Origin of the sequence: Nostoc sp. 'Peltigera membranacea cyanobiont' 232, assembly GCF_002245985.1 — a bacterium.
Taxonomy (GTDB): domain Bacteria; phylum Cyanobacteriota; class Cyanobacteriia; order Cyanobacteriales; family Nostocaceae; genus Nostoc.
Genome location: NZ_NOLK01000030.1, coordinates 25851 through 49534, shown reverse-complemented (window position 1 = coordinate 49534; position 23684 = coordinate 25851). Strand labels below are relative to the sequence as shown.

Annotated in this window: 25 protein-coding genes and 1 tRNA gene; 10 read left to right on the top strand and 16 right to left on the bottom strand. The window is 40.7% G+C overall.

The features are described from left to right. Positions 1-19 precede the first annotated feature (19 nt). Positions 20-1069, top strand: a complete 1050-nt coding sequence (locus tag CDG79_RS12960; protein WP_094342486.1) for an anti-sigma factor antagonist — start codon at positions 20-22, stop codon at positions 1067-1069. Positions 1070-1190: 121 nt separating this feature from the next. Here CDG79_RS12960 and CDG79_RS12955 read toward each other — a convergent pair whose 3' ends face one another. Further along, positions 1191-2648 carry a YcjF family protein gene (locus CDG79_RS12955; protein WP_094342485.1) on the bottom strand — a complete coding sequence of 486 codons (1458 nt, stop codon included), beginning with the start codon at positions 2646-2648 and terminating at the stop codon, positions 1191-1193. Between the two features lie 244 nt (positions 2649-2892). Between CDG79_RS12955 and CDG79_RS12950 the strand changes: the two genes are divergently transcribed. Further along, entirely contained in the window at positions 2893-3204 is a 312-nt protein-coding gene (locus tag CDG79_RS12950; protein WP_094342484.1) for a hypothetical protein, read from the top strand. A 7-nt stretch (positions 3205-3211) separates the two neighbouring features. Next, positions 3212-3604: a toxin-antitoxin system TumE family protein gene (locus tag CDG79_RS12945; protein WP_094342483.1), complete on the top strand. Its 393-nt coding sequence runs from the start codon at positions 3212-3214 to the stop codon at positions 3602-3604. Between the two features lie 73 nt (positions 3605-3677). Here CDG79_RS12945 and CDG79_RS12940 read toward each other — a convergent pair whose 3' ends face one another. The 6 genes from CDG79_RS12940 to CDG79_RS12915 all read right to left on the bottom strand — a co-directional run bounded on the left by CDG79_RS12940 (position 3678) and on the right by CDG79_RS12915 (position 8272). After that, positions 3678-4154, bottom strand: coding sequence for a hypothetical protein (locus CDG79_RS12940; protein ID WP_094342482.1), 477 nt, complete (start codon positions 4152-4154; stop codon positions 3678-3680). 194 nt (positions 4155-4348) lie between these two features. Further along, positions 4349-4425, bottom strand: a tRNA-Met gene (locus CDG79_RS12935). A 46-nt stretch (positions 4426-4471) separates the two neighbouring features. After that, positions 4472-5425 (bottom strand): asparaginase, encoded by a 954-nt coding sequence (locus CDG79_RS12930; RefSeq protein WP_094342512.1) that lies wholly within the window; start codon positions 5423-5425, stop codon positions 4472-4474. Between the two features lie 95 nt (positions 5426-5520). Next, positions 5521-6021 (bottom strand): CGLD27 family protein, encoded by a 501-nt coding sequence (locus tag CDG79_RS12925; RefSeq protein ID WP_094328427.1) that lies wholly within the window; start codon positions 6019-6021, stop codon positions 5521-5523. Continuing rightward, positions 6018-6476 (bottom strand): ribosome silencing factor, encoded by a 459-nt coding sequence (gene rsfS, locus CDG79_RS12920; RefSeq protein ID WP_094328428.1) that lies wholly within the window; start codon positions 6474-6476, stop codon positions 6018-6020. Before rsfS ends, CDG79_RS12925 begins: the two co-directional genes overlap by 4 nt. A 515-nt stretch (positions 6477-6991) precedes the next feature. Further along, positions 6992-8272 carry a glycosyltransferase family 4 protein gene (locus CDG79_RS12915; RefSeq protein ID WP_094342481.1) on the bottom strand — a complete coding sequence of 427 codons (1281 nt, stop codon included), beginning with the start codon at positions 8270-8272 and terminating at the stop codon, positions 6992-6994. Positions 8273-8559: 287 nt separating this feature from the next. On the opposite strand from CDG79_RS12915, the gene CDG79_RS12910 reads away from it, so the two are divergent. The 7 genes from CDG79_RS12910 (at position 8560) to CDG79_RS12880 (ending at position 15932) form a co-directional block, all read left to right on the top strand. Continuing rightward, on the top strand, positions 8560-9801 hold the full coding sequence (locus CDG79_RS12910) for a DNA cytosine methyltransferase (RefSeq protein ID WP_094342480.1): 1242 nt from the start codon (positions 8560-8562) through the stop codon (positions 9799-9801). Between the two features lie 104 nt (positions 9802-9905). Then, complete coding sequence (gene deoC, locus CDG79_RS12905; RefSeq protein WP_094342479.1) at positions 9906-10586, top strand: deoxyribose-phosphate aldolase; 681 nt, start codon at positions 9906-9908, stop codon at positions 10584-10586. A 205-nt stretch (positions 10587-10791) separates the two neighbouring features. Further along, positions 10792-11676, top strand: a complete 885-nt coding sequence (gene recO, locus CDG79_RS12900) for a DNA repair protein RecO (RefSeq protein WP_094342478.1) — start codon at positions 10792-10794, stop codon at positions 11674-11676. After that, positions 11663-13303, top strand: a complete 1641-nt coding sequence (locus CDG79_RS12895) for an MFS transporter (protein ID WP_094342477.1) — start codon at positions 11663-11665, stop codon at positions 13301-13303. The genes recO and CDG79_RS12895 overlap by 14 nt, the downstream gene beginning before the upstream one ends. A 352-nt stretch (positions 13304-13655) precedes the next feature. Then, positions 13656-14804, top strand: coding sequence for a glycosyltransferase family 4 protein (locus CDG79_RS12890; protein ID WP_094342476.1), 1149 nt, complete (start codon positions 13656-13658; stop codon positions 14802-14804). Between the two features lie 123 nt (positions 14805-14927). Further along, entirely contained in the window at positions 14928-15314 is a 387-nt protein-coding gene (locus CDG79_RS12885; RefSeq protein WP_094342475.1) for a hypothetical protein, read from the top strand. A gap of 174 nt (positions 15315-15488) precedes the next feature. Continuing rightward, positions 15489-15932: a DUF29 domain-containing protein gene (locus tag CDG79_RS12880; protein ID WP_094342474.1), complete on the top strand. Its 444-nt coding sequence runs from the start codon at positions 15489-15491 to the stop codon at positions 15930-15932. Between the two features lie 69 nt (positions 15933-16001). Here CDG79_RS12880 and CDG79_RS12875 read toward each other — a convergent pair whose 3' ends face one another. The 9 genes from CDG79_RS12875 to CDG79_RS12835 form a co-directional block, all read right to left on the bottom strand. Next, the gene (locus CDG79_RS12875; RefSeq protein ID WP_094342473.1) at positions 16002-16238 is read right to left on the bottom strand and encodes a hypothetical protein; all 237 of its coding nucleotides are present in this window, start codon (positions 16236-16238) and stop codon (positions 16002-16004) included. Then, positions 16235-16666, bottom strand: a complete 432-nt coding sequence (locus CDG79_RS12870) for a putative toxin-antitoxin system toxin component, PIN family (protein WP_094342472.1) — start codon at positions 16664-16666, stop codon at positions 16235-16237. The genes CDG79_RS12875 and CDG79_RS12870 overlap by 4 nt, the downstream gene beginning before the upstream one ends. 57 nt (positions 16667-16723) lie before the next feature. Continuing rightward, positions 16724-17536: a peptidase gene (locus CDG79_RS12865; protein WP_094342471.1), complete on the bottom strand. Its 813-nt coding sequence runs from the start codon at positions 17534-17536 to the stop codon at positions 16724-16726. A 10-nt stretch (positions 17537-17546) separates the two neighbouring features. After that, the gene (secG, locus tag CDG79_RS12860; RefSeq protein ID WP_012410686.1) at positions 17547-17780 is read right to left on the bottom strand and encodes a preprotein translocase subunit SecG; all 234 of its coding nucleotides are present in this window, start codon (positions 17778-17780) and stop codon (positions 17547-17549) included. A 109-nt stretch (positions 17781-17889) separates the two neighbouring features. Beyond that, the gene (gene gpmI, locus CDG79_RS12855; protein WP_094342470.1) at positions 17890-19488 is read right to left on the bottom strand and encodes a 2,3-bisphosphoglycerate-independent phosphoglycerate mutase; all 1599 of its coding nucleotides are present in this window, start codon (positions 19486-19488) and stop codon (positions 17890-17892) included. A gap of 222 nt (positions 19489-19710) precedes the next feature. Next, positions 19711-21396 carry an ABC-F family ATP-binding cassette domain-containing protein gene (locus tag CDG79_RS12850; protein WP_094342469.1) on the bottom strand — a complete coding sequence of 562 codons (1686 nt, stop codon included), beginning with the start codon at positions 21394-21396 and terminating at the stop codon, positions 19711-19713. A 155-nt stretch (positions 21397-21551) separates the two neighbouring features. After that, on the bottom strand, positions 21552-21863 hold the full coding sequence (locus tag CDG79_RS12845; protein ID WP_094342468.1) for a hypothetical protein: 312 nt from the start codon (positions 21861-21863) through the stop codon (positions 21552-21554). A gap of 51 nt (positions 21864-21914) precedes the next feature. Next, positions 21915-22736, bottom strand: a complete 822-nt coding sequence (locus CDG79_RS12840) for an Rpn family recombination-promoting nuclease/putative transposase (RefSeq protein WP_094342467.1) — start codon at positions 22734-22736, stop codon at positions 21915-21917. A gap of 34 nt (positions 22737-22770) precedes the next feature. After that, positions 22771-23268, bottom strand: coding sequence for a hypothetical protein (locus tag CDG79_RS12835; RefSeq protein WP_094342511.1), 498 nt, complete (start codon positions 23266-23268; stop codon positions 22771-22773). Positions 23269-23684: the final 416 nt, after the last annotated feature.

The following is a 23684-nucleotide window of genomic DNA, read 5'->3' as shown; positions in this document are numbered from 1 at the left end:
TTGGCAGATTACATTATACATGGCAACGAAAGTGCAGAGCTTCATGACTAGCCAACCGACAGAGGTCGATTTTCCAGTTAATTCCCTAAACGACACGACTATAATGCAGGTGCCCGCGCGGTTGAGCGTGCTGGAGGCTTTAGGCTTTAAGCAAAGCTGCCAAAGCTTAATCCAGCACAATTTACATCCTAAACAAATCATCATCGACTTTCACCAAACTACTTTTATGGATAGTAGTGGTTTAGGTGCCCTGGTCAGTAATTTTAAATATGCCCAGACTAAAGGAATTACATTAACACTGCGGAATGTAACGCCTCAAGTCATGGCAGTCTTAAAACTTACGGGATTGGATCAGGTTTTTCCCTTAGAGTCGGTTGATGATGGGTTGTTAATAGAACCAGAAGACTTAGTAGATAATCGGAAGACTACTTCCCGCAAAGTAGAGCAGTTACCCACTACTCACCCTTCTGTGGCATCTTGGATGAAACGGTTCTTAGACATTGTGGGGTCTATGGTCGGTTTATTAATTACAGGAGTTTTATTTATTCCGATTGCGATCGCTATTCAAATTAACGATCCCGGCCCGATTTTATTTTGTCAAACCCGTTGTGGTTGGATGGGGAAACGGTTTGAGATTTGGAAATTCCGCTCTATGTGTGTGGATGCAGAAGCGAAAAAATCTCAAGTTAAAAACCAAGTGCAAGGTGCATTTTTCAAGAATGAGAATGACCCCAGAATTACCAAGGTAGGACGTTTTTTACGGCGCTCTAGTTTTGATGAATTACCCCAATTTTGGAACGTACTCAAAGGAGAAATGAGTTTAGTAGGCACTAGACCACCTACACCTGATGAAGTGGAACGCTATGAAGTACCAGAGTGGCAACGTTTAGATGTTAAACCCGGTATGACTGGCGAATGGCAAGTCAATGGACGTTCTACAGTCCGCAGTTTTGAAGATGTCATTCGCCTAGATTTGCAGTATCAAAAAAATTGGAGTTTGGTGTATGATTTAAAGCTAATTTTCAAAACTATAGCTATTCTATTTAATAGAAACAGTGGTGCTGTTTAGCTAACTACCCTTATTCACAATTTTTTTGTAACTCCCAACTCTCACAATAATTGTTAGATATACCCAAGCCCATAATCGGCTTGGGTATATTTTAGATTTCTACAGCACCAAGTAAGTGCAATTATCCTACAGCTTTCTGAATACCTACTACTTCACCCTGCTGCACTTCTGGCAACAAACGCTTCACGCCTTGCTTAACAAATGCTTGCAAAAAACCAATCTGCTGATTTTGCTGAAATACTTTTTGCAATGTTTGCCGCAAATTCTCCAAATTCAAACCAGTTCCAGAATCTATTGCTATTTCCTGCTGTTGGAAATATTCAATTAGACTTAACCCTGCGACTCTAGTCAGATAAGCTGCACTTACTCCTTGCACTACGCCACCAGCAACAAAGGTAACGGCATTACTTTTGAGAACAGTACTAATAGCCTTTGTAGAAAGCTCAACTAAACCCAGTTTCAACATCAAACTTCCCATTGTTCCAGCTATAGTTTGTGCCTGTTCCAAGGAAAATTTCTGCTGATAGATATTACCCAAATCCATTACCATCTGAGCATTTATTGCCGCAGTCGCCAGAATATCAAGGGCTGGGACTGGATTAGCAAAGGCAGCAGCCGCAGCTATCCATTGATATTGTTCAATAATTGGGGTGGCGCGATCGCGTCTGGTTCCATTTAGCCAGTTTTTCGCTTCAGCTTTCAACAATCCGGCTTTCCTCATGGTTGTTACCCAAACTAGCCGTTGTCCCTGCTGTGCCAAAACTTCACCCAACTGCTGCGTCAACTGCTGGATATCTGCTGCTGGTTGTTCCATCCACTCTTGTACAACACCATCAGCTTCATGCTTTCGGACTTTGATAGCAATGGGAGAGGCGGCTGTTGCAACTACATTTCCCTGCATTCGCTGTTTCAATGACAGCAAGATACTGGCGCTTTCATCGGCTAAATACTGGTCTTGTTTGTTGAAAACCAGGATTGTGGGCTGATTTGCTGCTTTTAGCTGCTGTAAGGTTTGAAATTCTGAGTCTGTCAAATCACCGTTTGTCAGAAACAGAACAAAATCAGATTTTGCCATTTCTGCTAGAACAGCTGCATCTGAATTATCCCCAGTTTCTCTAAACAAAGGTGCTGTCTCTTCTAAAGACACCAAATTTTGTGTCTCTAGATTTTGCTTTAGCACTTCAATTAAGGTGCTTTTACCTACGGATTTCCCGCCAGTCACAGCCACTTTAATTTTTTGTCTATCTAATTCCAGCAACAATTGGGCAACTTGTTCTCGTAGTGTCGCTAATGCTGGATGGTTTTCTGATTCTTGTGCCAATTGGTTAATTACAGTTTCAGTTTTAGCGATCGCACTTTCCACAGTCGGCCGATCTACAAGCATACTATTTAGCTGCTCTAAACTGTCCTTCGAGCGATTTTGCTGGAATAACCACAAACCACCGCCTACAGCTAAGGCACTCAACAAACCAAACTCACCCACCTGCACTATGGATTCGTGCCAACTGTCCAACATCCACAGAGAAAAGGACAGTCCCAATCCTCCCACTAAAATTGGTCGCTGCAACTTCACAACCATGATTCTCCGCGCCTTTTAGATGGCTATTTCTTCCAGAATAGATTAAAAACCTGCTTCTGGGAATTGAACAGGCGATCGAACACAACTTTCTTTACCTAGAGATGCCTGTAAAATTAACTCCCAACCAATCACCACGATCAGTAAATCAACTTAATTAAACATCAAATACTACAATTCTACGCAAATCTTTACTAAGCTAACATTAAGTTATCCCAAGAGTCTAAGATTTATAGGAGAAATAAATATGAATACAAAACTGGTTGAATGTATAGCCCAGATTATTTTATCCTTATCTGAAGAAGAACGCCAACTTTTAGAAACAAAAATTACTGCCGCAGCGCCATCTTTGAAAGTTCCGCAGTCAATTCAGCAAGATATATTAGACTTAGAGAATCGCTTAAAAACATTTGAAGCAAAATATCAGATGTCATCAAGCAGTTTTTACCAGCAATTTAAAGCTGGTCAATTAGGAGATGCAATAGACTTTTTTGAGTGGAGTGTATTTTATGAAATGTGGAATAATACACAAAAACAATTAGCACCAACTCAGAGTTAATTTCCTGATGGAACTCCAGGATTATATTACCAGTGTCAAAACAAAACTGAATACAAGTTCAGTCGTCTATGCAGTTATAATTGTTGATGAAAGAACTCTACTGAATCGGGGTTACTTTCGCGCCAGATTAACTTTAAAAAACGGTGATTTTCTGGAAATTGCTGAGTCTTTTACTATCATAGAAGGACATTTTTTTACCCTTGGTTATCGTTATCAATGGATGGATGAAACCAAGAAAAAATTGAGAAAGCGTTGGGATAGCGTAGAACATTTTCCCAACTTACCTAACTTCCCACACCATGTCCACATTACCGAAGAATCCAACGTAGAACCGAGTCAATGTCTAAATATTCTAGAATTAATTGACTTGATTGAAAATCTCTTGATTGGGAAGCTATAAACCAATAAACCTAATTAATTCGTCAATTTAACAACCTCACTAAGCAAGATCATAGCGTAATGAAAAAATATAATTAAAGCTTGTCTTTAATCTCTTTCCAAACATGGATAACACCTTCAATCCAGCCTTGGGTATAAATTTCAGATTCAAAGTAGTCCTCTTCTAGTTCATATCTTTCCCACCTAAAATGATCGATCCACATCTTTACAGTTGGTTCGTTTTTAATTCCGGGAATTGACTCCTCTATATCCCCCCCCTCACCAATATACTTAAGTGTTAGATAATCTAGTTCCTCCGTTGCGTCTATTAATCCATCCTTGAAACCAGCTTGCTTCCACTTAGCACTAGCTTCCTGCTTTTGTTTTCGCAACCGTGCGATCGCTTTTTCCATTGCTGGAATATCTGTCCTTACCTTAATTTCCTCAATCTGAACTGCTAAATCAATTGCTTGTTGACATACACCAGAAATGTTAAGGCTCTCCTTAAACATCTGCAAACGCTCGTGGAGATTATCGGGAAGTGTAATTGTGATTCGTTGAGCCATATTCATACATACCGCCTTAATTAGTACATACTTATAGTTGTAGTATGTACTGCAAAAGTTTGTCAACACTAATCCAGTATTTGTTAGATAGTAAATACTAATTTTGCAAGTATTTACTAATCTTCTTGAGAATCGTTAAACGCTACTTAAAACAAAACCCTGTAATCTGAAAAGATTACAGGGTTTTATTATCATTCATTTGGTGGCGGGAAGTGGATTTGAACCACTGACCTTCGGGTTATGAGCCCGACGAGCTACCAGGCTGCTCTATCCCGCGTTGCTCTCGACTTATTTATAGTAACCTATAGTCAAGAGTTTGGCAACTACAAAAACGATAATTCTCCAATTACTTCTAAACGCGTGTATTTTCCCAAGGTGGCAAACTTTTCTGAAAGGCTTTCGGCGGCGCTAGGACTAATCCAACCCATTTGCTTGAGTAAGTGAATAGCAACGGCATGTTTGGCTCGTTTTGCCCCATCCATGACTTTGATTGCTAATCCTAAGCCTTCACCGAGTCTACCAATGCACTGCACTCCTTCAGCACCACTTTTACTGACTAGTTCCCCTGGAGTTAAACGCATCAGTTCCGTATCAAATTCTCCATCTCCTGCTACCATTGCGGGGTGATGAGTCATAGCCCGGACGATGCGCTCCATATCCAGATTGGTACTAGAGGCTAGCAGCGCATATAAAGATGCCATGTGACCAAGTTGCATCACATAAGTGGGTGCGCCACAGTCATCATGAGCATTGATAAATTCTGCGGCTGGCATTCGCAGTAACTCTGCTACTTTGCCCAAAATCAATTGCTGTATTGGGTGCTTGCGATCCAAGTAGTTATTTAGGGGCCAACGGCGTTGCTGACAAACAGCTAACATTCCCGCATGTTTTCCAGAGCAATTGTATTCCAAAGGACTGTGTTTACCTTCAGGAATTGGACACTGGAGGATAGTGGGGTCAAGATCGGCACGCCACAGGATATTAAATACCTGTCGGACTTGATCTATGCTTCCTTTATGGGAACTTGTGATAATTGCTAAGTCGCGATCGCTAAGGTCATAGCGTTCCAGTGTTCCTGTTGTAGTGACAGCGAGTGCCTGAAATGGTTTGAGCGCTGAACGGATAAATGCAGCAGTTTCAGAATTTCCGGCAACGGTTAAAACCCGTCCTCGTTCATCGCATACAACGGCTTGGACTATATGCCTGGATTCAGTAATACCTTCCCGCAGCAACCGGACTTCCAGTGCTGTGGCTTGAGTTCGTTTTCCCATTGTCATGGGTTTATATTTATTACCTTTTTTAATTAATTTAGTCATTGGTCATTAGTCATTAGTCCTTAGCTAATGACTAATGACCAATGATTAATGACTCTTTAAAACAAATGCCAAACTATCGTACCAGTAACGTACATTCCCGCCAAGCCAGCAAAGGTAAATTGTAACCGCCGCAGAATAGGTTTGATTTCGTATGCAACAATTAAGCGATCGCGGTTAAGGATTTCCTGTGGTTTCGTCCAAGTTTGGCCGTCGTACCAGCCGGACTCTTCATAAAATACTGTGGGACTGCAAAGGCGATCGCACACGTAGAACCAGCCTAAGTACAACCTTACTAGTGCCAGTACCACCCCGACACTGGCGGCGGCGGCACCACAAAGGATAAAATGTGCAATATATTTGTGGGGAGGAAAACTTGCTGCGGCCACAGGGGCTGCGATCAGCCAAGATAAACCCCAAATCCAAGCTATTTTCGTGATATAATCGCGCAAATCTAAAGTGCTATCACGAAATAGCCAGGAAGTTTTTAACTCTTCGTACTCATTGAGTGGTTGTTGGTCTATGGGAACTGGGCAATTTGAAACCGAAGACCTAATCATGTTTGCTTACCTTCACCCTCATCAGATTCTGGAAGGGAAATACGTTCTGCATGAATCCAAAACGCTTCTAAATTATAAAACTCCCGTTCTTTGGGCATCATGATGTGAACGATCACATCACCGTAGTCTTGTAATACCCAACTCCCCTCGATTTTTCCTTCTGTCCTTATGGGACGACGTTGTAACTCAGTTTCAACTTTTCCTTCAATTGCTTGAGCGATCGCTCTGACTTGTACCCTAGAATAGCCAGTCATCATCACAAAATAATCGGCTAAGTAAGATACCTCTGCTACTTTGAGCAATAAAATCTCACCTGCCTTGCGGTCTGATGCAGCTTCTGCGATTGTCGCAGCTAATTTTCCGCTCTCCTCTTCGGTATGGGCATGGCTCTCTACCACACTCTTCGTCAGTGGGACAGATTGTAATGGGAAATTTCCTTGGAAATAATCAGTCATTAAACCTCAGGTGCTTTTTTCCTTTTGAAACAATTGTTTACATTTACTTACAAATCACAAACAATTGATCTGACAAATGTGTCAATAGGTTTTTTTGAATACTAACAAAAAAACAGGTGTTTATGGGGACTAGTTTAATAATTGCTATCTACTAAAAACTACAATACAACACAGCAGATTTATGCCTGGTCGACCAAAAGTATGACTGGTATAAATGATTTATTAGTACCACTGGATACCAACTAATTCCTGTTGTCTAGTTAAAAAACTGATGTTCTCACAGATTGAATGAAGTGAAGCTGTGGAATTTTGGGTTCAAAACGCACCTAAAAACTAGCTTGTCTATTGCTCAATATCTTTGGGTTAAGCCTTTTTTCCTTCCCTCTGCTTCAACAGATACATTTCCTTAACCCAAGCGTATTGGTCTATTGCTGTATATAAGTTAACCACCCTCAAAATCTGCTGCTATTTAGAGAGTGAGGGTATAATTGTGACTTTACGGAGTCGATGCACCCTCATGGGCTTTCTGCTCTAGATACTGTAACTCTTGTAGACTGAATTGCTCCATGCTCTGCTGTCAATGAGTAAAACAACGACTCATACTGATTTAAAGCTTGCTCAAAAGCATAGTTTTCAACGGCATATTGGCGACTTTTATAACCCAGAGTTTTGACTTTTTCGGGGTTTTGGTACAAATCTAAAATTGCCATTGCTAAAGCTTGGGGATCTTCTGGAGGAACGATCGCTCCGCCGCCACTTTGCTTGATTGCTCTTGCTGCTGTACCATTATCAGGCACAGAAGCAACTAATGCCGCTCCACTAGCAAGTAGTACTTGAATTTTTGAAGGCATATTGAAAGATACAACATTTTTCTTTTGCACTACCAAGCCAACATCGGCAGCTGCCAACATTTGTGGCAAAGATTTGCGGGGTTGAAATGGCAGTAACAAAACATTATCTGCGCCACAGTCTAGACATTCTTGTTGCAATCGCTGTAAACCTTTTGCCTCTCCAACGATGACAAAAACAATATCTGGGATATGGCGCAACACAGAAGCAGCTTTGATAACGCTTTCTAAGCCTTGGGTTAGGGCAATGTTACCAGAATAAAGAACTACAAATTTGCCATTTAGATTATGTGCTTCGCGGAAAGGGTTATTTTCTTTAGGCAAAGGGCGGATAAAATTTATATCAACCCAGTTGGGAATTTGCACAATTTTGTTAGCTTCTACGCCTTTAGATCGCAAATTCTCCACAAACCCATCGGCGATGACACTAATTTTACTGGCAGTGTGGTAAGCAAATTTTTCCAACACTGTAAATAACTTTATAAGCAATTTATTTTTCAGTAGACCGACATGGATGGCTGCTTCTGGTAATATATCTTGTAGATTTAAGATTACAGGACAAGCACGTAACCATCCTAAAAGAGCAACTGGTACACAGCTTGGCAAAGATGGCGATGTTGAGAGAATCACATCTGGATGCCAACCTAAGAGTGCAGGCACAAAACTAGTAACAACAAAACTAGCGTCTAGTAACACCCGATCTAATAGGTTGGGTTGGGGGCGAATCCAAACGTAACTGCGTTGGATTTGAACGCCATTTTTATTTTCGTTGACATACCACTTGCCCCGATATTCTTGGTAAATTTGACGCTCAGGATAGTTCGGCATAGCGGTGACTACGCGTACTTCATGCCCACGCTTCACTAGTCCCTCTGCTAATTCAGTCATCAGTGGGGCAATACCAATTGGCTCTGGATGGTAGTTGTAGGAGTAAATTAAAATCCGCATAAAAGTTAGTCTGAAGTACCCCGGTTTTTTGTTGAATGACAAATATTTGTCTTCAACATTGTTTTAGAGTTTAGAAACTCCTATATTTAATTGTGACTTCAGACTTTGTGTCTGTCAGGGATTTTCCTTAAAGATTGAGTAAACTTTCACGTTAAGTACTTAGAGAAAATGTGAATTTTCTTGACTATTTAAGCAGTCCTAAAATTGTTCTTTTTTAATTGGTACGTAAGTAAAAACCCTAAATTTTCCGATATTAATTAAGACTGTTTCATAATATTAGTTATTGAATGAGCGATCGCCCTTGTATTTTCTCTTTTTTTGCTGGTTCAGGATTTCTAGATTTAGGTTTTGAAACTAGCGGTTTTAATATTGTCTACGTCAATGAAATTTTTTCACCATTTATGGCAGCATACCGTTATTCACGGCAGATTCTCAATCTGCCGTTGCCAGAATATGGGTATTATGACGGAGAAGGAGGAGATGTAACCCAACTTCTCGAAGGTTTACAAATACAACATCTCCGCGAGTTAGTACAAGACTGCCGTAAATCTAATAATATTGTGGGTTTCATTGGCGGGCCTCCCTGTCCTGATTTTTCGATTGGCGGTAAAAATAGAGGACGTTTAGGAGATAATGGCAAGCTTTCCGCTTCTTATGTTGAATTAATTTGCCGAAATCTCCCAGATTTCTTTTTATTTGAGAACGTTAAGGGGTTGTGGAGAACGACTAAACACCGTTTATTTTTTGAATCACTCAAGAAACAATTACTAGAAGCAGGCTATATATTAACAGAACAGTTAATTAATGCTATCGAATATGGTGTACCCCAGGATAGAGAAAGAATTATTCTCATTGGTTTCAGAAATAACTTTATCAAGGATATAGGAATAGAAATCGTTAGTAAGAGTTTACTCACTGAAGGAACTTTTCCTTGGGGAAATCACATTTTATATCCTCAAGAAAATGTTTTTTCTTACCCTTGGCGTAAGTGCGATCCATTCCAAGAAAATTCTATAATACCTTGTCCTGAAGACATCCCTCAAGAATTAACAGTTGAATACTGGTTTATAAAAAATAATGTGCTGAAGCATCCTAATGCTGAAAACTGTTTTCAACCAAGGGCAGGTATTACAAAATTTGCTGCTATTGATGAAGGAGATGATTCTAAAAAGTCTTTCAAGCGTCTTCACCGATGGCGTTACTCTCCGACAGCTTGCTATGGAAATAATGAAGTACATTTGCATCCCTATAAAATCCGGCGGATTTCTGTGGCGGAAGCTTTAGCTATTCAATCTTTGCCGGAAAATTTTGTTCTTCCAGAGAATATGTCACTTACAAATATGTTTAAAACTATTGGTAATGGCGTACCATATTTGGCATCCAAGGCATTAGCTAAAACTATTGCTAACTTCTTAGGAATTGGTGTAAAAAATGCTGTTAATATTTATAACCTTACTAACCCTAATGTCAACTTAAACACTTATACTAATTCCGCAAAATCTACAAAACCAACATCCAAAATAAGTTAGCAGCTTGTTTTCAGGATAAACTCGTAATAAATATGGTTTAATATATATAAGAAATGTTTTAATTTTTTATAACGTTTAATAATCAATTACTGGCAGAAGACACGATGGCAGCAGACTATCCAGACATTGATATCGCGCCATTTATCGATCACTCCCTGTTAACGCCAACAGCTACTCCAGAGCAGGTTGAGCAATGGTGTGAAGAAGCATATAGATTTAACTTTGCGGCGGTTTGTCTGTTCCCCGCTAATGTCAAACAAGCTGTCGAACTCCTCCACGGTAAGAATCCGAAAGTGTGTACGGTGATTGGCTTCCCTTCTGGCGCGACAACTTCAGCAGTGAAGTTGTATGAGGCTCAAGAAGCGGCGGATAATGGGGCCACTGAGTTGGATGTGGTAATGAATTTGGGCTGGTTGAAAGCTGGTAAAACCGAAGAAGTCCACCGGGAAATCGCCGAAATTTGTGAAGAGACTGGGCAAACTGTCAAGGTAATTTTGGAAACCAACCTGTTGACAGATGCAGAAAAAAAAATAGCTGCTGAAATAGCTATGGAGGCGGGAGCAGCATTCTTAAAAACTAGTACAGGCTGGAATGGTGGCGCAACAGTGGCAGATGTGCGATTTTTGCAAGAATTGGCAAAAGAAAGAGTAGGAATTAAAGCCTCAGGTGGTATCCACACTATCAATCAAGCCCTAGACTTAATCGTAGCGGGTGCTACTAGATTAGGTACATCTCGCGGTATGGATTTGATCCGCCAGCGCGATAACCTGGGAAAGGGTGAATAGTCATTTGTTTCTCGTCCTGCCTTGCGGGAAACTGGTGGCACGTCTATGTCATTTGTCTTTTGTTCTAACCTAATGACTAATGACTAATGACCAATGACCAATGACCAATGACCAATGACCAATGACCAATGACCAATGACTAATGACTAATGACTAATGACTAATGACTAATGACTAATGACTAATGACTAATGACTAATGACTAATGAGTAGAACCTACAAAGCAACGGGAATTAATCTTAAAACTCAGGTGCTGGGAGAATCGGATAAAATAGTGACGATTTTGACACCAGAATTTGGTCTGATTCGAGCAGTCGCTCCAGGGGCACGCAAGCACAACTCCAGCCTGGGCGGTAGGAGTGGTATGTTCGTTGTGAATGAACTATTGATTGCGAAAGGGCGATCGCTTGATAAAATTACTCAAGCACAGACGTTAAAAACTTATCCTGGTTTAGCTAAAGATTTGGGAAAATTGGCTGCTAGCCAATATTTAGCAGAAATAGTCCTCTCTCAAGCTTTGAGCGAACAACCCCAAGAAGAACTTTATGAGTTGTTCAATGAACATCTCCATCGCTTAGAAGCCTTGTCTAGTGCAAATGCATCTGGTGTTTTAGCTCATCTGGCTCATGGGGTGTTTCACCTTTTAGCCTTAGCAGGAGTAACGCCGCAAGTGCAAGTATGCTGCTTATCTGGGCGCTCCCTCAAGCCAGACTTTGCAGACCCCAATTGGCAGGTAGGATTTAGCATACCTGCGGGAGGAACGATTTGCTTAGAAACTAGGGAACGTTTACGAAAAGAGGGAGAGAGAGGTATAGGGGGCCCCGAGTTCCCCATGCCCCATGCCCAAACAGTTGTTGTACATCGGCAAGAAATGCCTGTGATTTCTTGCCGTCTAGGTTCTATGGAACTGGCTTTGCTTCAACATCTGTCACAACCAGAGATAATGCAAATTGATGGTGCTAGAGACCATAACTGGTTATCTGTTGAGCAGATTTTGCGCCAGTATGCTCAATATCAATTAGGTCGCCCTATTCGCTCTGCTACCTTGATCGACTCTTATTTTGCTGCCAACCATGATGCAACCATCTGATTTGGATAAAAAAATCCTGCCTTTGTCACCAAGCCTCGTTAAAAAAGAGAATAGGGTATCAGATCCTACAATCAAGAATCACTTGAGTGCCATTTCAAAGTGTACACCTAGTCAAATCAATAGCCAAGAAATATCCCCAAAAGACGTTTCTAAAAACGATCAAAGTTGGACAGCCCAGATCCCAAAAACTAATGTTCCAAGTCCATCAGAAACACAATCTGAGGAAAAATTAACTAGTCCTGAGTTAGATAGCAACGGGCAGAGTTTGCCAGTAGCCACTATTCCAGAAAAAGAATCACCCAAATTAGATGGATCTGGTTCAGGTAGGGAAACTGTTTCGGGGAATATAGCACAGCAAGGGTTTTTACCTGTATTAAAAAACCCTAATTTCCTGGCTCTTTGGGGCGGTCAAGTTTTCTCCCAACTAGCTGATAAAGTGTATTTGGTACTGATGATTGCTTTGATTAATACTCAGTTTCAGGGTAGTAATCAGAGTATTAGTGGTTGGGTATCAGTTTTGATGATGGCTTTTACGATTCCAGCAGTATTGTTTGGTTCCGTTGCTGGCGTGTTTGTCGATCGCTGGTCAAAAAAGGCTGTGCTAGTAGCAACGAATATTTGGCGCGGTATCCTGGTTTTGTCAATTCCCTTTCTGTTGTGGTTGACTCATGACTGGAAACCCATAGGAATGTTGCCAGTAGGTTTTTTGATCATTTTAGGTGTGACTTTTTTAGTTTCCACACTGACGCAGTTTTTTGCACCAGCAGAACAAGCAGCAATTCCCTTAATCGTAGAAGAACAGGATTTACTCTCGGCAAATTCCCTTTATACGACAACGATGATGGCATCGGTGATTGTTGGGTTTGCTGTTGGGGAACCGTTGTTAGCGATCGCAGATGGACTTTGGTCGCAAATTGGTGGTAGTGGTAGTTTGGGCAAAGAACTTTTAGTAGGTGGTAGTTATGCGATCGCTGGACTAATTTTATTTCTCCTGGCAACTAAGGAAAAACACCACCACCCCGATACAGAATTCCCTCACGTATTCTCCGATCTGCGAGATGGTTTTGCCTACCTCAAAGCAAATCATCGCGTCCGTAATGCTTTGCTTCAGCTGATTATCTTGTTTTCTGTCTTTGCAGCATTAACTGTTCTAGCTGTTCGGATGGCAGAAATAATTCCCAACATGAAAGCCTCTCAGTTCGGCTTTTTACTAGCAGCCGGTGGTGTTGGCATTGCTGCTGGGGCAACAATTCTCGGTCAATTTGGTCAACGTTTTTCTTATACCCAGCTAAGTCTGTGCGGTTGTATGGGTATGACAGCATCCCTGATTGGTCTATCAATATTTACAACCCAACTGTGGTTAGTCCTTTTACTGGTAGCACTATTAGGTATCTTTGGGGCACTAGTGGGAATTCCTATGCAAACTGCAATTCAAACAGAAACACCTCCAGAAATGCGGGGTAAAGTTTTTGGCTTACAAAACAATGTAATTAATATTGCCCTCTCCTTACCTTTGGCATTAGCAGGGGTAGCAGAAACCTTTGTAGGATTACAGGTAGTTTTTTTGGGGTTAGCTGCGATCGTCTTTTCAGGAGGTATCTTAACCTGGTATAACTCACATAAATAGTTATCAGCTAAGAGGAGTTATTATTCATTAACTTGAAGTAATTACTAATTTCCTTAAAGCTTTTCTGTTCATGGTAAACTGTGGTCAGTGAAAATTTATCATATACTTGTGGGATATGAATCTGACATTAGTCAGAATAAGTTGTTTAAGTATCATAAATTAACAACTTATAAGTAAAATAAATAAAGCCATCAATCTTCTGGTTTAATAAGCTTAATAAGGCTTTTTAAACTAAAATATGGTGGAAATTTTTAATAAATAAAAAACCAGCAAGTATAGCTAGATAAAAGAAAAATCACAAAGGGCACACAAGTAATAGATTAAACCCGCTTTTCTTACAGCTAAATAAAGAATGCGTATAGCCTGGATTGGAAAAAAATCACCCTTTTGCGGCAATGTCACCTACAGTCGAGAAATTACCAATGCTTTGCTAGATAGGGGACATCAAGTTAGCTTTCTTCACTTCGCCCAGGAAGAGTCTGAACCTGACAATTGGCCGAATCTTCGAGAGGTTTCCCTCCCTTTCATTTACAAATCTCAGGTTTACACAATTCCCACTTTTAAAGCGACCAAAGTTTTAACAGATTCGCTGCGGGAAATTAAGCCAGATGTAGTACACGCTTCCTTGACGTTATCTCCTCTAGACTTTTTTCTACCGGAAATCTGTGAGGAACTGAGATTGCCTCTAATTGCCACTTTTCATACACCGTTTGCTGGCAAGGGGGCAAAGCTGGTATCGGGAACACAACTTTTGGCTTATCAGCTTTACGCACCTTTTTTAGTTAACTACGATCGCGTGATTGTATTTTCCCAAATTCAGCGAGAATTATTGGCAGGGATGGGCGTAAGGGAAGAAAATATTGCCGTAATTCCCAATGGTGTTGATACCGTTAAGTATTCTCCAGGATTTTCTCAAATCAAAGCAGAATTTAAAGCCGAACGCTTGTTTGTCTATCAGGGTCGCATAGCACCTGAGAAAAATGTTGAAGCCCTTCTCCGGGCTTGGAAGCAGTCTGCGATGGGGCCTGGTACTAAGTTGCTAATTGTTGGCGACGGCCCTTTAAAGTCTTCTTTAGAGCCGTTTTATGGTTCAGAATACGGCATTATCTGGTTGGGATTTGTTGCTGATGAAGACCGACGCATTGAGATTTTGCGGGGCGCAGATGTATTTGTTTTGCCTTCGTTGGTAGAGGGTTTGTCTCTATCTCTTTTAGAAGGAATGTCATGTGGGTTGGCTTGTTTAGCAACAGACGTGGGTGCAGATGGAGAAGTATTGGAAAAGGGCGCAGGTGTAGTTATTAGTACTAAAACAGCGCGATCGCAGTTAAAAACCCTTTTGCCTGTGTTGCAAGATCATCCAGAGTTAACAACTTTACTGGGGCAAAAAGCCAGACAGCGTGTATTAGACCGCTATACCCTCAGTAAAAATATTACTCTGCTGGAAGAACTTTATAAAGAAGTTTTAGCACAGCGACCTCTACCGCTAAGTCGGAGAGCGTAGGGAAGGGAAAAAGTGCGATCGCACTGTAAATCTTAAGATGGCAATGAGTGCGATCGGGTAAAATACAAATACCTAACTAACAATTCTCTTACCAGTTTTACAAGGCTATCTAGAGTTAACGAAATGAAGTATCATGCAAGTCAGATAAAGGTGAGAAATATCCCTGACTTAGAGCAGCTAGAAGATGGAAAGTGCTGCCGAACATACGTTTATTGCTTCACAAATCCGTTGCCTGAACAAAACGTTATTGACCAAATTGCAAATAGTTTGGAGAAGAGATTTACCTTTTCCAAGGAAGTATATGAGATTCCTGAAGATGTTGAAATTTGTGCATCTATTTTCATAGAGCGTTTACAAGATAACGAAGCCAGAGTTCGTGTTTTGACAAATCAACCAGAAGAAGTTTGCGTTTACATCTTTGGGACACATAATCTGCCACGCAAAATTGAGGAAAGGTTTGGAATTGTACAGTCGATTCAGGGGGAACAGCGAGAGACTTGGATTGACTGACTGACGGTAGGGTAGAACTTTTGGTTGGTTACTCTTCTAGGAGTCGCTGGATATCTTCTGACTTAACTTATGGGTGCTATGTATGTTTTTTTCTGGGCAATTATCGGCAAAAATTAATAAATTAGTTAGAATGAAATAATAAATAAAATTAAATTAAAGCTACAAAATCAACAAATGACTGCAATCATCGACATAAAAACATTATATGAATCCAATTACCTGCAATGGTTAGAGGAGACTATTAAATGTCTCAAAAATCGACAATTAGCAGACATTGACTATGAAAACTTAATAGAAGAATTGGAAGATTTGGCTAAAAATGAAAAAAGGCGAGTAAAAAGTTTATTAGAACAGATTATTAGACATTTATTACTTTATCAATATTGGGATTTAGAAAAGCCAAGAAATGCTAATCATTGGGCTGCGGAAATTATTAGTTTTCGGAACCAACTAAATGAAGATTTAAGTGCCAATTTACGCAATCATTTAGAGGAGAATTTCAGCATAATTTATAGCAATGCCTTAGATTATGTTAAAGCTAAAACGAATTTAACCAATTTACCTGAATTATCTGCTTATACCTTAGAGCAAATTTTGGATAAAAATTGGTTGCCTTAATCTTAAATTTTGATTCTTTGCGCGAGACATATTCATATTTTAACTCAGTAATACCATAAAATTAAGTCACTACAATTTATCAAATTCTTCTGGTTCTACGTTAGGCACTTTATTTAAAACTTGCTGAAATTTTTCCCAACTACCGCTTTTGGCTTTTTCTCCCAAATAGTCTTTGGTCATCCATGCGGAAACTTGTGCAGATAAAGCAATAGTTGCAAGTTGTTCAATAGAAATATTTTCTCTTGCTGCTAAAGCTTCAATTTGTTTATATAAAGATTCAGGTAGCTGTACATTTAAGTTAGTCATGGGATTTCTCCTACTATTTGTAAGAATTCTTTGGGTGAAACTACCCTCAGTCCAAATTTTTCTGCTGCTTGTAAATCTTTTTGATTGTAAGTGATAATAAACTCGGCTTGGCATTCAACAGCTAAATCGATGAGAAAATCATCATCAGGATCGCGTGCTACTGGCCGCCATAAATAGAAAATGCTACATCTATTAGCGATTCTACAAATAGCTTCAATAACGTTGTCAATATCTTCATCGCTCAATCCAAGCTGCTCTTTTTGTTGTTTCAGAATTTCTTCATACTCGAAGACTAAGGTGGTAGAGACATTGAACTGCCAACGCCTATCATTAAGAATTGTTAATAGTTTGTAAGATGCACCACGGTTAGATCGTAAACCAGAAACCAATACATTAGTATCAAGTACGAGTTGGTACGGATTTGTCATTATTTCGCTGTTAGTAGCATTTTTACCGTAGTGACCAGCTTGTAGTTTACCTATCGATCAATTCATCTTTGAATTATCCACTAAAGACCATCCTAAACTGGTTGGCTGTTCATAAACCCGTTTTAGAGTATTTACATCTCTGGGAGAAATAGGCGACGGGTTACGAACTTGGGAAAAGTATAAAGCATCAGTTTGTAGCGGACTATGACCCCAAATTCCTAGCGCATGACCAAATTCATGGCGGGTAGCTGCAATGAGATAATCACCTGTTTGACTGGGACTTAGCAAGATAGTGAAGCGGTGGGATAAAACATTGTTGCTGGTGTATAACTCGTAAGTAGTTTGTGCCGATCGCGCACGAGGTATATTGCTACCAGGGGAAATTTGTAGAGGTGGTGCTTTTCGTGCGATCGTAATATCAGCAATTTCTGGCTGTTCGACTATTGTTAAAGGTAAATAATTACTCCACTCGTGTACACCCTGCAAGACACCGTTAATCCATACTTGAGCTTGTTTTTCGTTAACGGTTTTTGGTGATTCTACATAAACTCGAATAGGAAATTGTGACCAAATTAAATAACCAACTTGGGTTGTTGTGACTTGGGAAAAGTAGTCACCACTGTTAGTACTATCTTGCCACTGTGCAAGTGTAGGCGGTAAGGGATGGGATTTTGGTGGAGATGAGAGGAGAGAAATTATTAAGTCTGAATATACAGATGTTGATATTTTTGTCAATCCGCTACTCGACTGGAGATTAGTAAAAATGATTAACAACCCTGTGCCAAGAAAAAAGGCAAGGGCTGTAATTAACCGTCGTGAAATTAAATTTATTAGGGTGTTAAGTATTGGGTGTTGGGTTATTTTCCCCATTGACCTATCCTTATTTAGGCAGCCAACCGGCACTTAAAACCACTGTTAAACCGAGAAAAATTACTGTCAATGCCCAAGTAATTCGGTTTAAGGTGTTTTCTGCACTTTTGGTACTGCTAAATAACTGGGCTTGTCCACCAATAGCCCCGATACCATCACCTTTGGGGCTATGCAGTAAAACTAAGATAATCAGACCGGTGGCGGAAAACGCCCAAATGCCTTGCACGATATTAGTAGCTGTCATGGTAGGAATCTCATTTATAACAATTTTTCAAAAACAGGAGTTAGGAGTTAGGAGTTAGGAAAGTTTTAATTCATCACTCTTCACTATTAACTCTTAACTCCTAACTCTTTTACAGTCCTACTTGCACGGGGGTGCGAGTGCGTTGCAGATCGTAATCTGCTGTTTTTAGCAGCGATCGCCCGGTCATTTCTGATGGTTGAGGCAGCTGTAAAATCTCTAGAATTGTGGGGGCGATGTCGGATAGCTTACCATCGCTTCGCAATTCGACATTTGTGCCATATCCAGGGATTTTGACTTTCTCGCCTTCTACCAAGATAAAGGGAACTGGGTTAGTAGTGTGGGCTGTCCAGGGATTACCCCCTTCATCTAGCATATACTCAGCGTTACCATGATCGGCAGTAATAATTGTTGTACCACCGGCTTTGATCGCGCTCTCTAATAAACGTCCCAAACAGCGATCGACTGTTTCAATTGCTGTAATGGTAGCGTCGATTTGACCAGTATGCCCTACCATGTCTGGGTTAGCATAGTTAATCACGACTAGAGAATATGTACCCTTTTGAATCGCAGCGATCGCCACATCTGTAACTGCTACTGCTGACATGGCTGGAGCATGATCGTAAGTTGCTACCATCGGGCTGCTTACCAGTTCACGATCTTCTCCAGCAAAAGGTTCCTCTAGACCCCCATTAAAGAAATAGGTGACGTGGGCGTATTTTTCGGTTTCGGCGGTGCGGAACTGATTCAGACTGTTATTGGCTATGACTTCTCCCAGAATGTTACTGAGATTCTGAGGCTCAAAGGCTACAGCCACGGGTAGGTCTGAATCATACTGCGTAAAGGTGACAAAGGACAGAGGTGTGATTTGCTGTCTTTCAAAACCATTAAACGTGGGACTAACTAAAGCTTGAGTCAGTTGTCTGGAGCGATCGGGGCGGAAGTTGAAAAATATCACCCCATCCCCTGGTTCTATTGCGCCCGGTGCAATTCGGATTGGGTTGACAAATTCATCTTTTACCCCTTCGGCATAAGATGCTTGCAAGATTTCTACAGCCGTGCGATTATCACCCGTACCATCTTGAGTCATCACGTCGTAGGCGCGTTTGACCCGATCCCAACGGCGATCGCGATCCATCGCGTAGTAGCGACCGCTAAGGGTGACTATACGCCCAATTCCGGCGCGGTCTATATAATCTTGCAGCAGTGCGATCGCTTTTACACCGTCAGTTGGGGCGGTGTCACGGCCATCTGCGATCGCGTGAATACAAACTTCTGGAATTCGCTGGTCTTTGGCTAAGTCAAGTAGTCCGAATAGATGGGTGATATGCGAATGCACCCCTCCCTCAGAACAAAGCCCGACTAGATGCAGCTTGCTATTCCGAGAACGAACTTCCTGGCAAATTTTGACAAGTGCTGGGTTAGAGGCAATAGAACCGTCTTCAACCGCATCGGAGATGCGTACTAGTTCTTGCGGTACAACTCGCCCAGCACCAATGTTCAAATGACCAACTTCAGAGTTGCCCATTTGACCCTCTGGCAACCCTACGGCTTTTCCTGATGTGCGGATGAGTGTATGCGGGTAAGCTGCCCATAAACTGTCCATAATGGGAGTTTTAGAAGCAACAATAGCGTTTCCTCGCTTTTCCTCGCAGTAGCCCCATCCGTCTAAAATGACTAGCACCACAGGAGCAACAGGTGCTTTGGTCATAGTAAAATTGCCCTTTACTTTTTGTAATACCCGAATGATACCATTGCTAATCCACGCCGCAAGTGAATTTTTGCTTATTAACTTCTTTTATGAAGGACTTGCGGTTTTTTGAAATATTTTCTAAATTTTAGTAGTTTTTCTATGATGTTTTAGGACGCTAATAAAGGAGTGATTACTTAGTAGTAGCGTTTTAGCACTACTACTAAGGTAGTATCTAATCCTTTATTTCCTTTTGGTGGAAGCTTTTGCAGCTTTTTTAGCAGCTTTTTCGGCTTCGATCGCAGCTAACTTTGCTTGTTCTTTTTCTTCGGCAATTTTCTGGAGATAGTAATGATAGTCTCCTAAGTAAACGCGGAATTCACCATCACGAATTTCGACGATTTTATTTGCTACTTGAGAAATAAAATAGCGATCGTGGGAAACTACAATTGCCGTACCATCATAATTTTTCAGCGCTTCTTCCAGCATTTCTTTAGCTGGAATATCTAGGTGGTTTGTCGGCTCGTCTAAAATTAGTAAGTTGGCGGGACGTAAGAGCATTTTTGCCAACGCCAAACGAGCTTTTTCTCCTCCACTTAATGCCCCAACTGCCTTAAATACAGTATCACCAGTGAATAAGAAGCGTCCCAAAAGCGTGCGGACTTCTTGATTATCCCAGTCTGGAACTTCATCGTGAATAGTTTCCATGACAGTTTTCTTCAAATCTAAGGCTTCAGCTTGATTTTGCTCAAAGTAACCAGGAATAACATTATGATCGCCTAATTGAACACTACCTTCTGTGGGTGGTTCCATACCCATAATTACGCGCAAAAGGGTAGATTTCCCAGCACCATTGGGGCCAAGAAAAGCAATGCGATCGCCTCTTTCAATTAGGAGATTTGCCGATAAAAACAGGATTTTCTCACCATAAAGATGAGTTAAATCTTTAATTTCCACTACTTCGCGTCCACTGCGGGGTGCAGGGGGAAAACGGAAGTGTAGAGTTCTCATACCACCAACGGGTGCTTCAATGCGCTCGATTTTGTCGAGTTGCTTTTCCCGGCTTTTTGCCTGGGTACTGCGGGTAGCACTGGCGCGAAATCTATCAACAAACGTTTGCTGTTTCTCTAATTCTTTCTGTTGACGTTCGTAAGCACTCAGTTGTGCTGATTGACTTTCGGCTTTTTGTTCCAAATATGCCGAGTAATTACCAAGGTAGCTAGCGGAAACGCCGCGTTCCGTTTCCACAATTTGGTTGCAGAGGCGGTCAAGGAATTCCCGGTCATGGGAAACTATTACCATCGGCGTAATCAGCCCTCTGAGGTAATTTTCCAACCACTCAATGGTTTCTAAATCTAGGTGGTTAGTCGGTTCATCCAGCAGCAACAAGTCGGGTTTTTGCAGCAGGATTTTACCCAAACTCATCCGCATTTGCCAACCACCACTGAAGGCACTGACGAGGCGATCGCCATCTTCTAGCCCAAACCCCATTTCTGGTAAGATTTTCCCGATGCGTGCATCTAAGTTGTAGCCATCCAAGGCTTCAAATTTGCGCTGCAAGCGATCCAATTTGTCGATCAGTCGATCCAGTTCCTCTGGGTTAGCCGTTTCCATCTCTTGTGGTATGTGCGCCAGAGATAACTGTACTTCGTTGGCTTCTTTAAAGACAGTCCAAAATTCTTCTCTAACGGTGCGGGTGGGGTCTACTTCAAACTCTTGGTTAAGGTAGGCTATATGTAAGCTATTAGGACGAATGATTTCGCCGGCGGTGGGTTCAATTTCCCCAGAAATGATCTTTAACTGGGTGGATTTTCCAGCACCATTGACACCGACTAAGCCAATGCGATCGCCTGGTTTAACTTCCCAGTTGATATCTTTGAGAACTTCGCCTGTGGGATAAATTTTACTTATATGTTCTAATCGCAGCATTAAGTTTCTCTCAGGTAGGGAGTGGGTGGTTGAGGACGAAGTACTAACACCGCCTCTAATATTAACAAAAATTAACTATAAATTCGTCGCGATCGAGTTTGGAAGCCGCAAACCAAATTTGGCTTGAGCCACGGATAAAATTTACCACATCTATATTAAGGCTGACTTTGTGCTACTTGTCTAACTTCTTCGACACTGAAATCAAATGCCTCAGCAACTTGTTCCACTGTCACCCCAAATTTCAACAAGGTGGGTATTAATTTTAATTTGGCTATACGCTCCCCTATTTGGATGCCATCATGATAGAGTTTCGCGTTTTGAACTTGGTTTATAGTTAAACCTAATCCCTCCGCAACTTGCTCAATAGTTAACGCTAAATCTAATAGACGAGGTACTGATTGCCGTAAACCTTCCAAACGCCCTTCTTCAAATGCTTCTTGATAAATTTTTGTATCTTTGAAACTCATAGTTCCTATGTTGTAGTCCACCAATTCCTCTACTCCTTGATCAGAAGAATCCTACTGCGCGGCTTGTCTGACTTCTTCGACACTCAAATCTAGCGCCTGTGCTACTTGTTCTACAGTCAACCCGGCTGCTAACATTGCTGGTACTGCTTTGAGTTTACCTTGTTCAATGCCTTGAACCCTACCTTGTTCAATGCCTTGAACCTTACCTTGTTCAATACCTTCCTGAAAGGCTTCCTGATAAAATCTGGTTTGCTTTAACTCGCTTAAGCCAAACATTTGCTCCATCTCCTCCCTAGTCATTGTGGGAAACTTGTAAGCCAAAATAGTCTCTATAAATTGTAATAATTGCTGCTGTTTTGGTGGTGAGCTTATCTCTGACTTGGTTCTGTCTATCAACTCCCTTGCTTGTGCGATCGCTATATCATCGGTTGCAATTACTAATTTAGCAGTTGCAATACCAACTGGAAGCGATGCAGCCTCACCTAATTCATCCAAATAAATTCGCCTGACGCGCCCACTTGTGAAAAATTCACGGTAATGTTTGATATTGCCTGTATCTACATTCCTGTTTGGGTATAAAACCACAGCACCCCAGTCATTTAATGGTTGATTCTGACAGAGGTATAAACATATTTCTGCAATTAGCCGTGAATAAATTTCCCCATCAGCTTGAAATTGCACTTCAACAAAGTAAATTGGGTTCTCACTTCCTTGTGTAGGTAGAAACACACCATCGATTCTGAAGGCTGTTTGTTTGATTTCAACTGATGAAAATTGATAAAGGCTAGCTACTTCTGGAGGATTACCAATAATTTCAAAAAAGATATCAGGAAATTCTTGAAACAGCCGATAAAAGATGATGTCTGTTTTCACAATTTTATATCATTTGAAGATTTTGATTTGTTGTTCATGTGTTACTTGATTCTTCAGAACCATCTCGCACTTTCAGCAATTGCTCTTTTGCCATCCCTAATATACGTGAAAGGGGGGCTAACAAACTATCATCAAATGTTTCTCCACCATAAATATTATTCAGTTCAGTAGGAGATAATTTAAAGGTGTCGCAGAATTTAGCAAACTCCTGGTTACTCAAATCAAGCTCTTTTTGCCTATCTTGAAGTAAAACTGCGATCGCTCTAGTTCCATGCTTTGGACGTTCGCTATTTTTTACATATTTTTCCATTACATAATAGACTTTCCTGGTATCACCGCCCAGTTTTTTAATTAAATCAGTACAAGCCATTTTTAGTGCTTTTTTTAAAACTTCTTCCTCGTTTAGAAACTTAATAATTTCGCTAGCATATTCTGGTTTAAAAAATCCCACCAAATCACCTTTATGGTAAACTGGGATATAAGGCTCATTTGATTCAAAGTGCCAATCTAACGGTTCGTTGCGTAGAGACATAGCTGCACCCCTCAATATTTTCAGATTGCACCATTTTAAAACCATTTACTCATTACCCGCCAGTGGTTATACCCGATCTGCTGCTTAATAGTGTCTATGCGAGGAGTTTATAATCACCAGCGGGTTCTTAGGCTACTTTATATTTCAGATTGGTTATCAAGTCCCAATTAAGATATTCTTGCTGTTTTTCTTTCTCAGCTAACCCTAAATTCAATTCAAAAATTCTCTCTAAAATATCATCACTATAATTAAAATAATAGGTTTACATCACTAATTTATCTAGCAGTTAGTGCAGTTTAAAAAGCTGGCTGCTTGGCTCATAAAACAAAATATATAGGCTGAATTCACCTTCAAGTATTAAAAAATATAGATAGTGCTATTTTGATCCATTATTAGTTCTCTTCTTTTTGATTAGC

What these genes read in the sequence shown, in the direction of transcription:
- CDG79_RS12960 (WP_094342486.1), top strand. Translation starts at nt 20, where the DNA reads ATGGCAACGAAAGTGCAGAGCTTCATGACTAGCCAACCGACAGAGGTC.
- CDG79_RS12955 (WP_094342485.1), bottom strand. Translation starts at nt 2,648, where the DNA reads ATGGTTGTGAAGTTGCAGCGACCAATTTTAGTGGGAGGATTGGGACTG.
- CDG79_RS12950 (WP_094342484.1), top strand. Translation starts at nt 2,893, where the DNA reads ATGAATACAAAACTGGTTGAATGTATAGCCCAGATTATTTTATCCTTA.
- CDG79_RS12945 (WP_094342483.1), top strand. Translation starts at nt 3,212, where the DNA reads ATGGAACTCCAGGATTATATTACCAGTGTCAAAACAAAACTGAATACA.
- CDG79_RS12940 (WP_094342482.1), bottom strand. Translation starts at nt 4,154, where the DNA reads ATGAATATGGCTCAACGAATCACAATTACACTTCCCGATAATCTCCAC.
- CDG79_RS12930 (WP_094342512.1), bottom strand. Translation starts at nt 5,425, where the DNA reads ATGACAATGGGAAAACGAACTCAAGCCACAGCACTGGAAGTCCGGTTG.
- CDG79_RS12925 (WP_094328427.1), bottom strand. Translation starts at nt 6,021, where the DNA reads ATGATTAGGTCTTCGGTTTCAAATTGCCCAGTTCCCATAGACCAACAA.
- rsfS (WP_094328428.1), bottom strand. Translation starts at nt 6,476, where the DNA reads ATGACTGATTATTTCCAAGGAAATTTCCCATTACAATCTGTCCCACTG.
- CDG79_RS12915 (WP_094342481.1), bottom strand. Translation starts at nt 8,272, where the DNA reads ATGCGGATTTTAATTTACTCCTACAACTACCATCCAGAGCCAATTGGT.
- CDG79_RS12910 (WP_094342480.1), top strand. Translation starts at nt 8,560, where the DNA reads ATGAGCGATCGCCCTTGTATTTTCTCTTTTTTTGCTGGTTCAGGATTT.
- deoC (WP_094342479.1), top strand. Translation starts at nt 9,906, where the DNA reads ATGGCAGCAGACTATCCAGACATTGATATCGCGCCATTTATCGATCAC.
- recO (WP_094342478.1), top strand. Translation starts at nt 10,792, where the DNA reads ATGAGTAGAACCTACAAAGCAACGGGAATTAATCTTAAAACTCAGGTG.
- CDG79_RS12895 (WP_094342477.1), top strand. Translation starts at nt 11,663, where the DNA reads ATGCAACCATCTGATTTGGATAAAAAAATCCTGCCTTTGTCACCAAGC.
- CDG79_RS12890 (WP_094342476.1), top strand. Translation starts at nt 13,656, where the DNA reads ATGCGTATAGCCTGGATTGGAAAAAAATCACCCTTTTGCGGCAATGTC.
- CDG79_RS12885 (WP_094342475.1), top strand. Translation starts at nt 14,928, where the DNA reads ATGAAGTATCATGCAAGTCAGATAAAGGTGAGAAATATCCCTGACTTA.
- CDG79_RS12880 (WP_094342474.1), top strand. Translation starts at nt 15,489, where the DNA reads ATGACTGCAATCATCGACATAAAAACATTATATGAATCCAATTACCTG.
- CDG79_RS12875 (WP_094342473.1), bottom strand. Translation starts at nt 16,238, where the DNA reads ATGACTAACTTAAATGTACAGCTACCTGAATCTTTATATAAACAAATT.
- CDG79_RS12870 (WP_094342472.1), bottom strand. Translation starts at nt 16,666, where the DNA reads ATGACAAATCCGTACCAACTCGTACTTGATACTAATGTATTGGTTTCT.
- CDG79_RS12865 (WP_094342471.1), bottom strand. Translation starts at nt 17,536, where the DNA reads ATGGGGAAAATAACCCAACACCCAATACTTAACACCCTAATAAATTTA.
- secG (WP_012410686.1), bottom strand. Translation starts at nt 17,780, where the DNA reads ATGACAGCTACTAATATCGTGCAAGGCATTTGGGCGTTTTCCGCCACC.
- gpmI (WP_094342470.1), bottom strand. Translation starts at nt 19,488, where the DNA reads ATGACCAAAGCACCTGTTGCTCCTGTGGTGCTAGTCATTTTAGACGGA.
- CDG79_RS12850 (WP_094342469.1), bottom strand. Translation starts at nt 21,396, where the DNA reads ATGCTGCGATTAGAACATATAAGTAAAATTTATCCCACAGGCGAAGTT.
- CDG79_RS12845 (WP_094342468.1), bottom strand. Translation starts at nt 21,863, where the DNA reads ATGAGTTTCAAAGATACAAAAATTTATCAAGAAGCATTTGAAGAAGGG.
- CDG79_RS12835 (WP_094342511.1), bottom strand. Translation starts at nt 23,268, where the DNA reads ATGTCTCTACGCAACGAACCGTTAGATTGGCACTTTGAATCAAATGAG.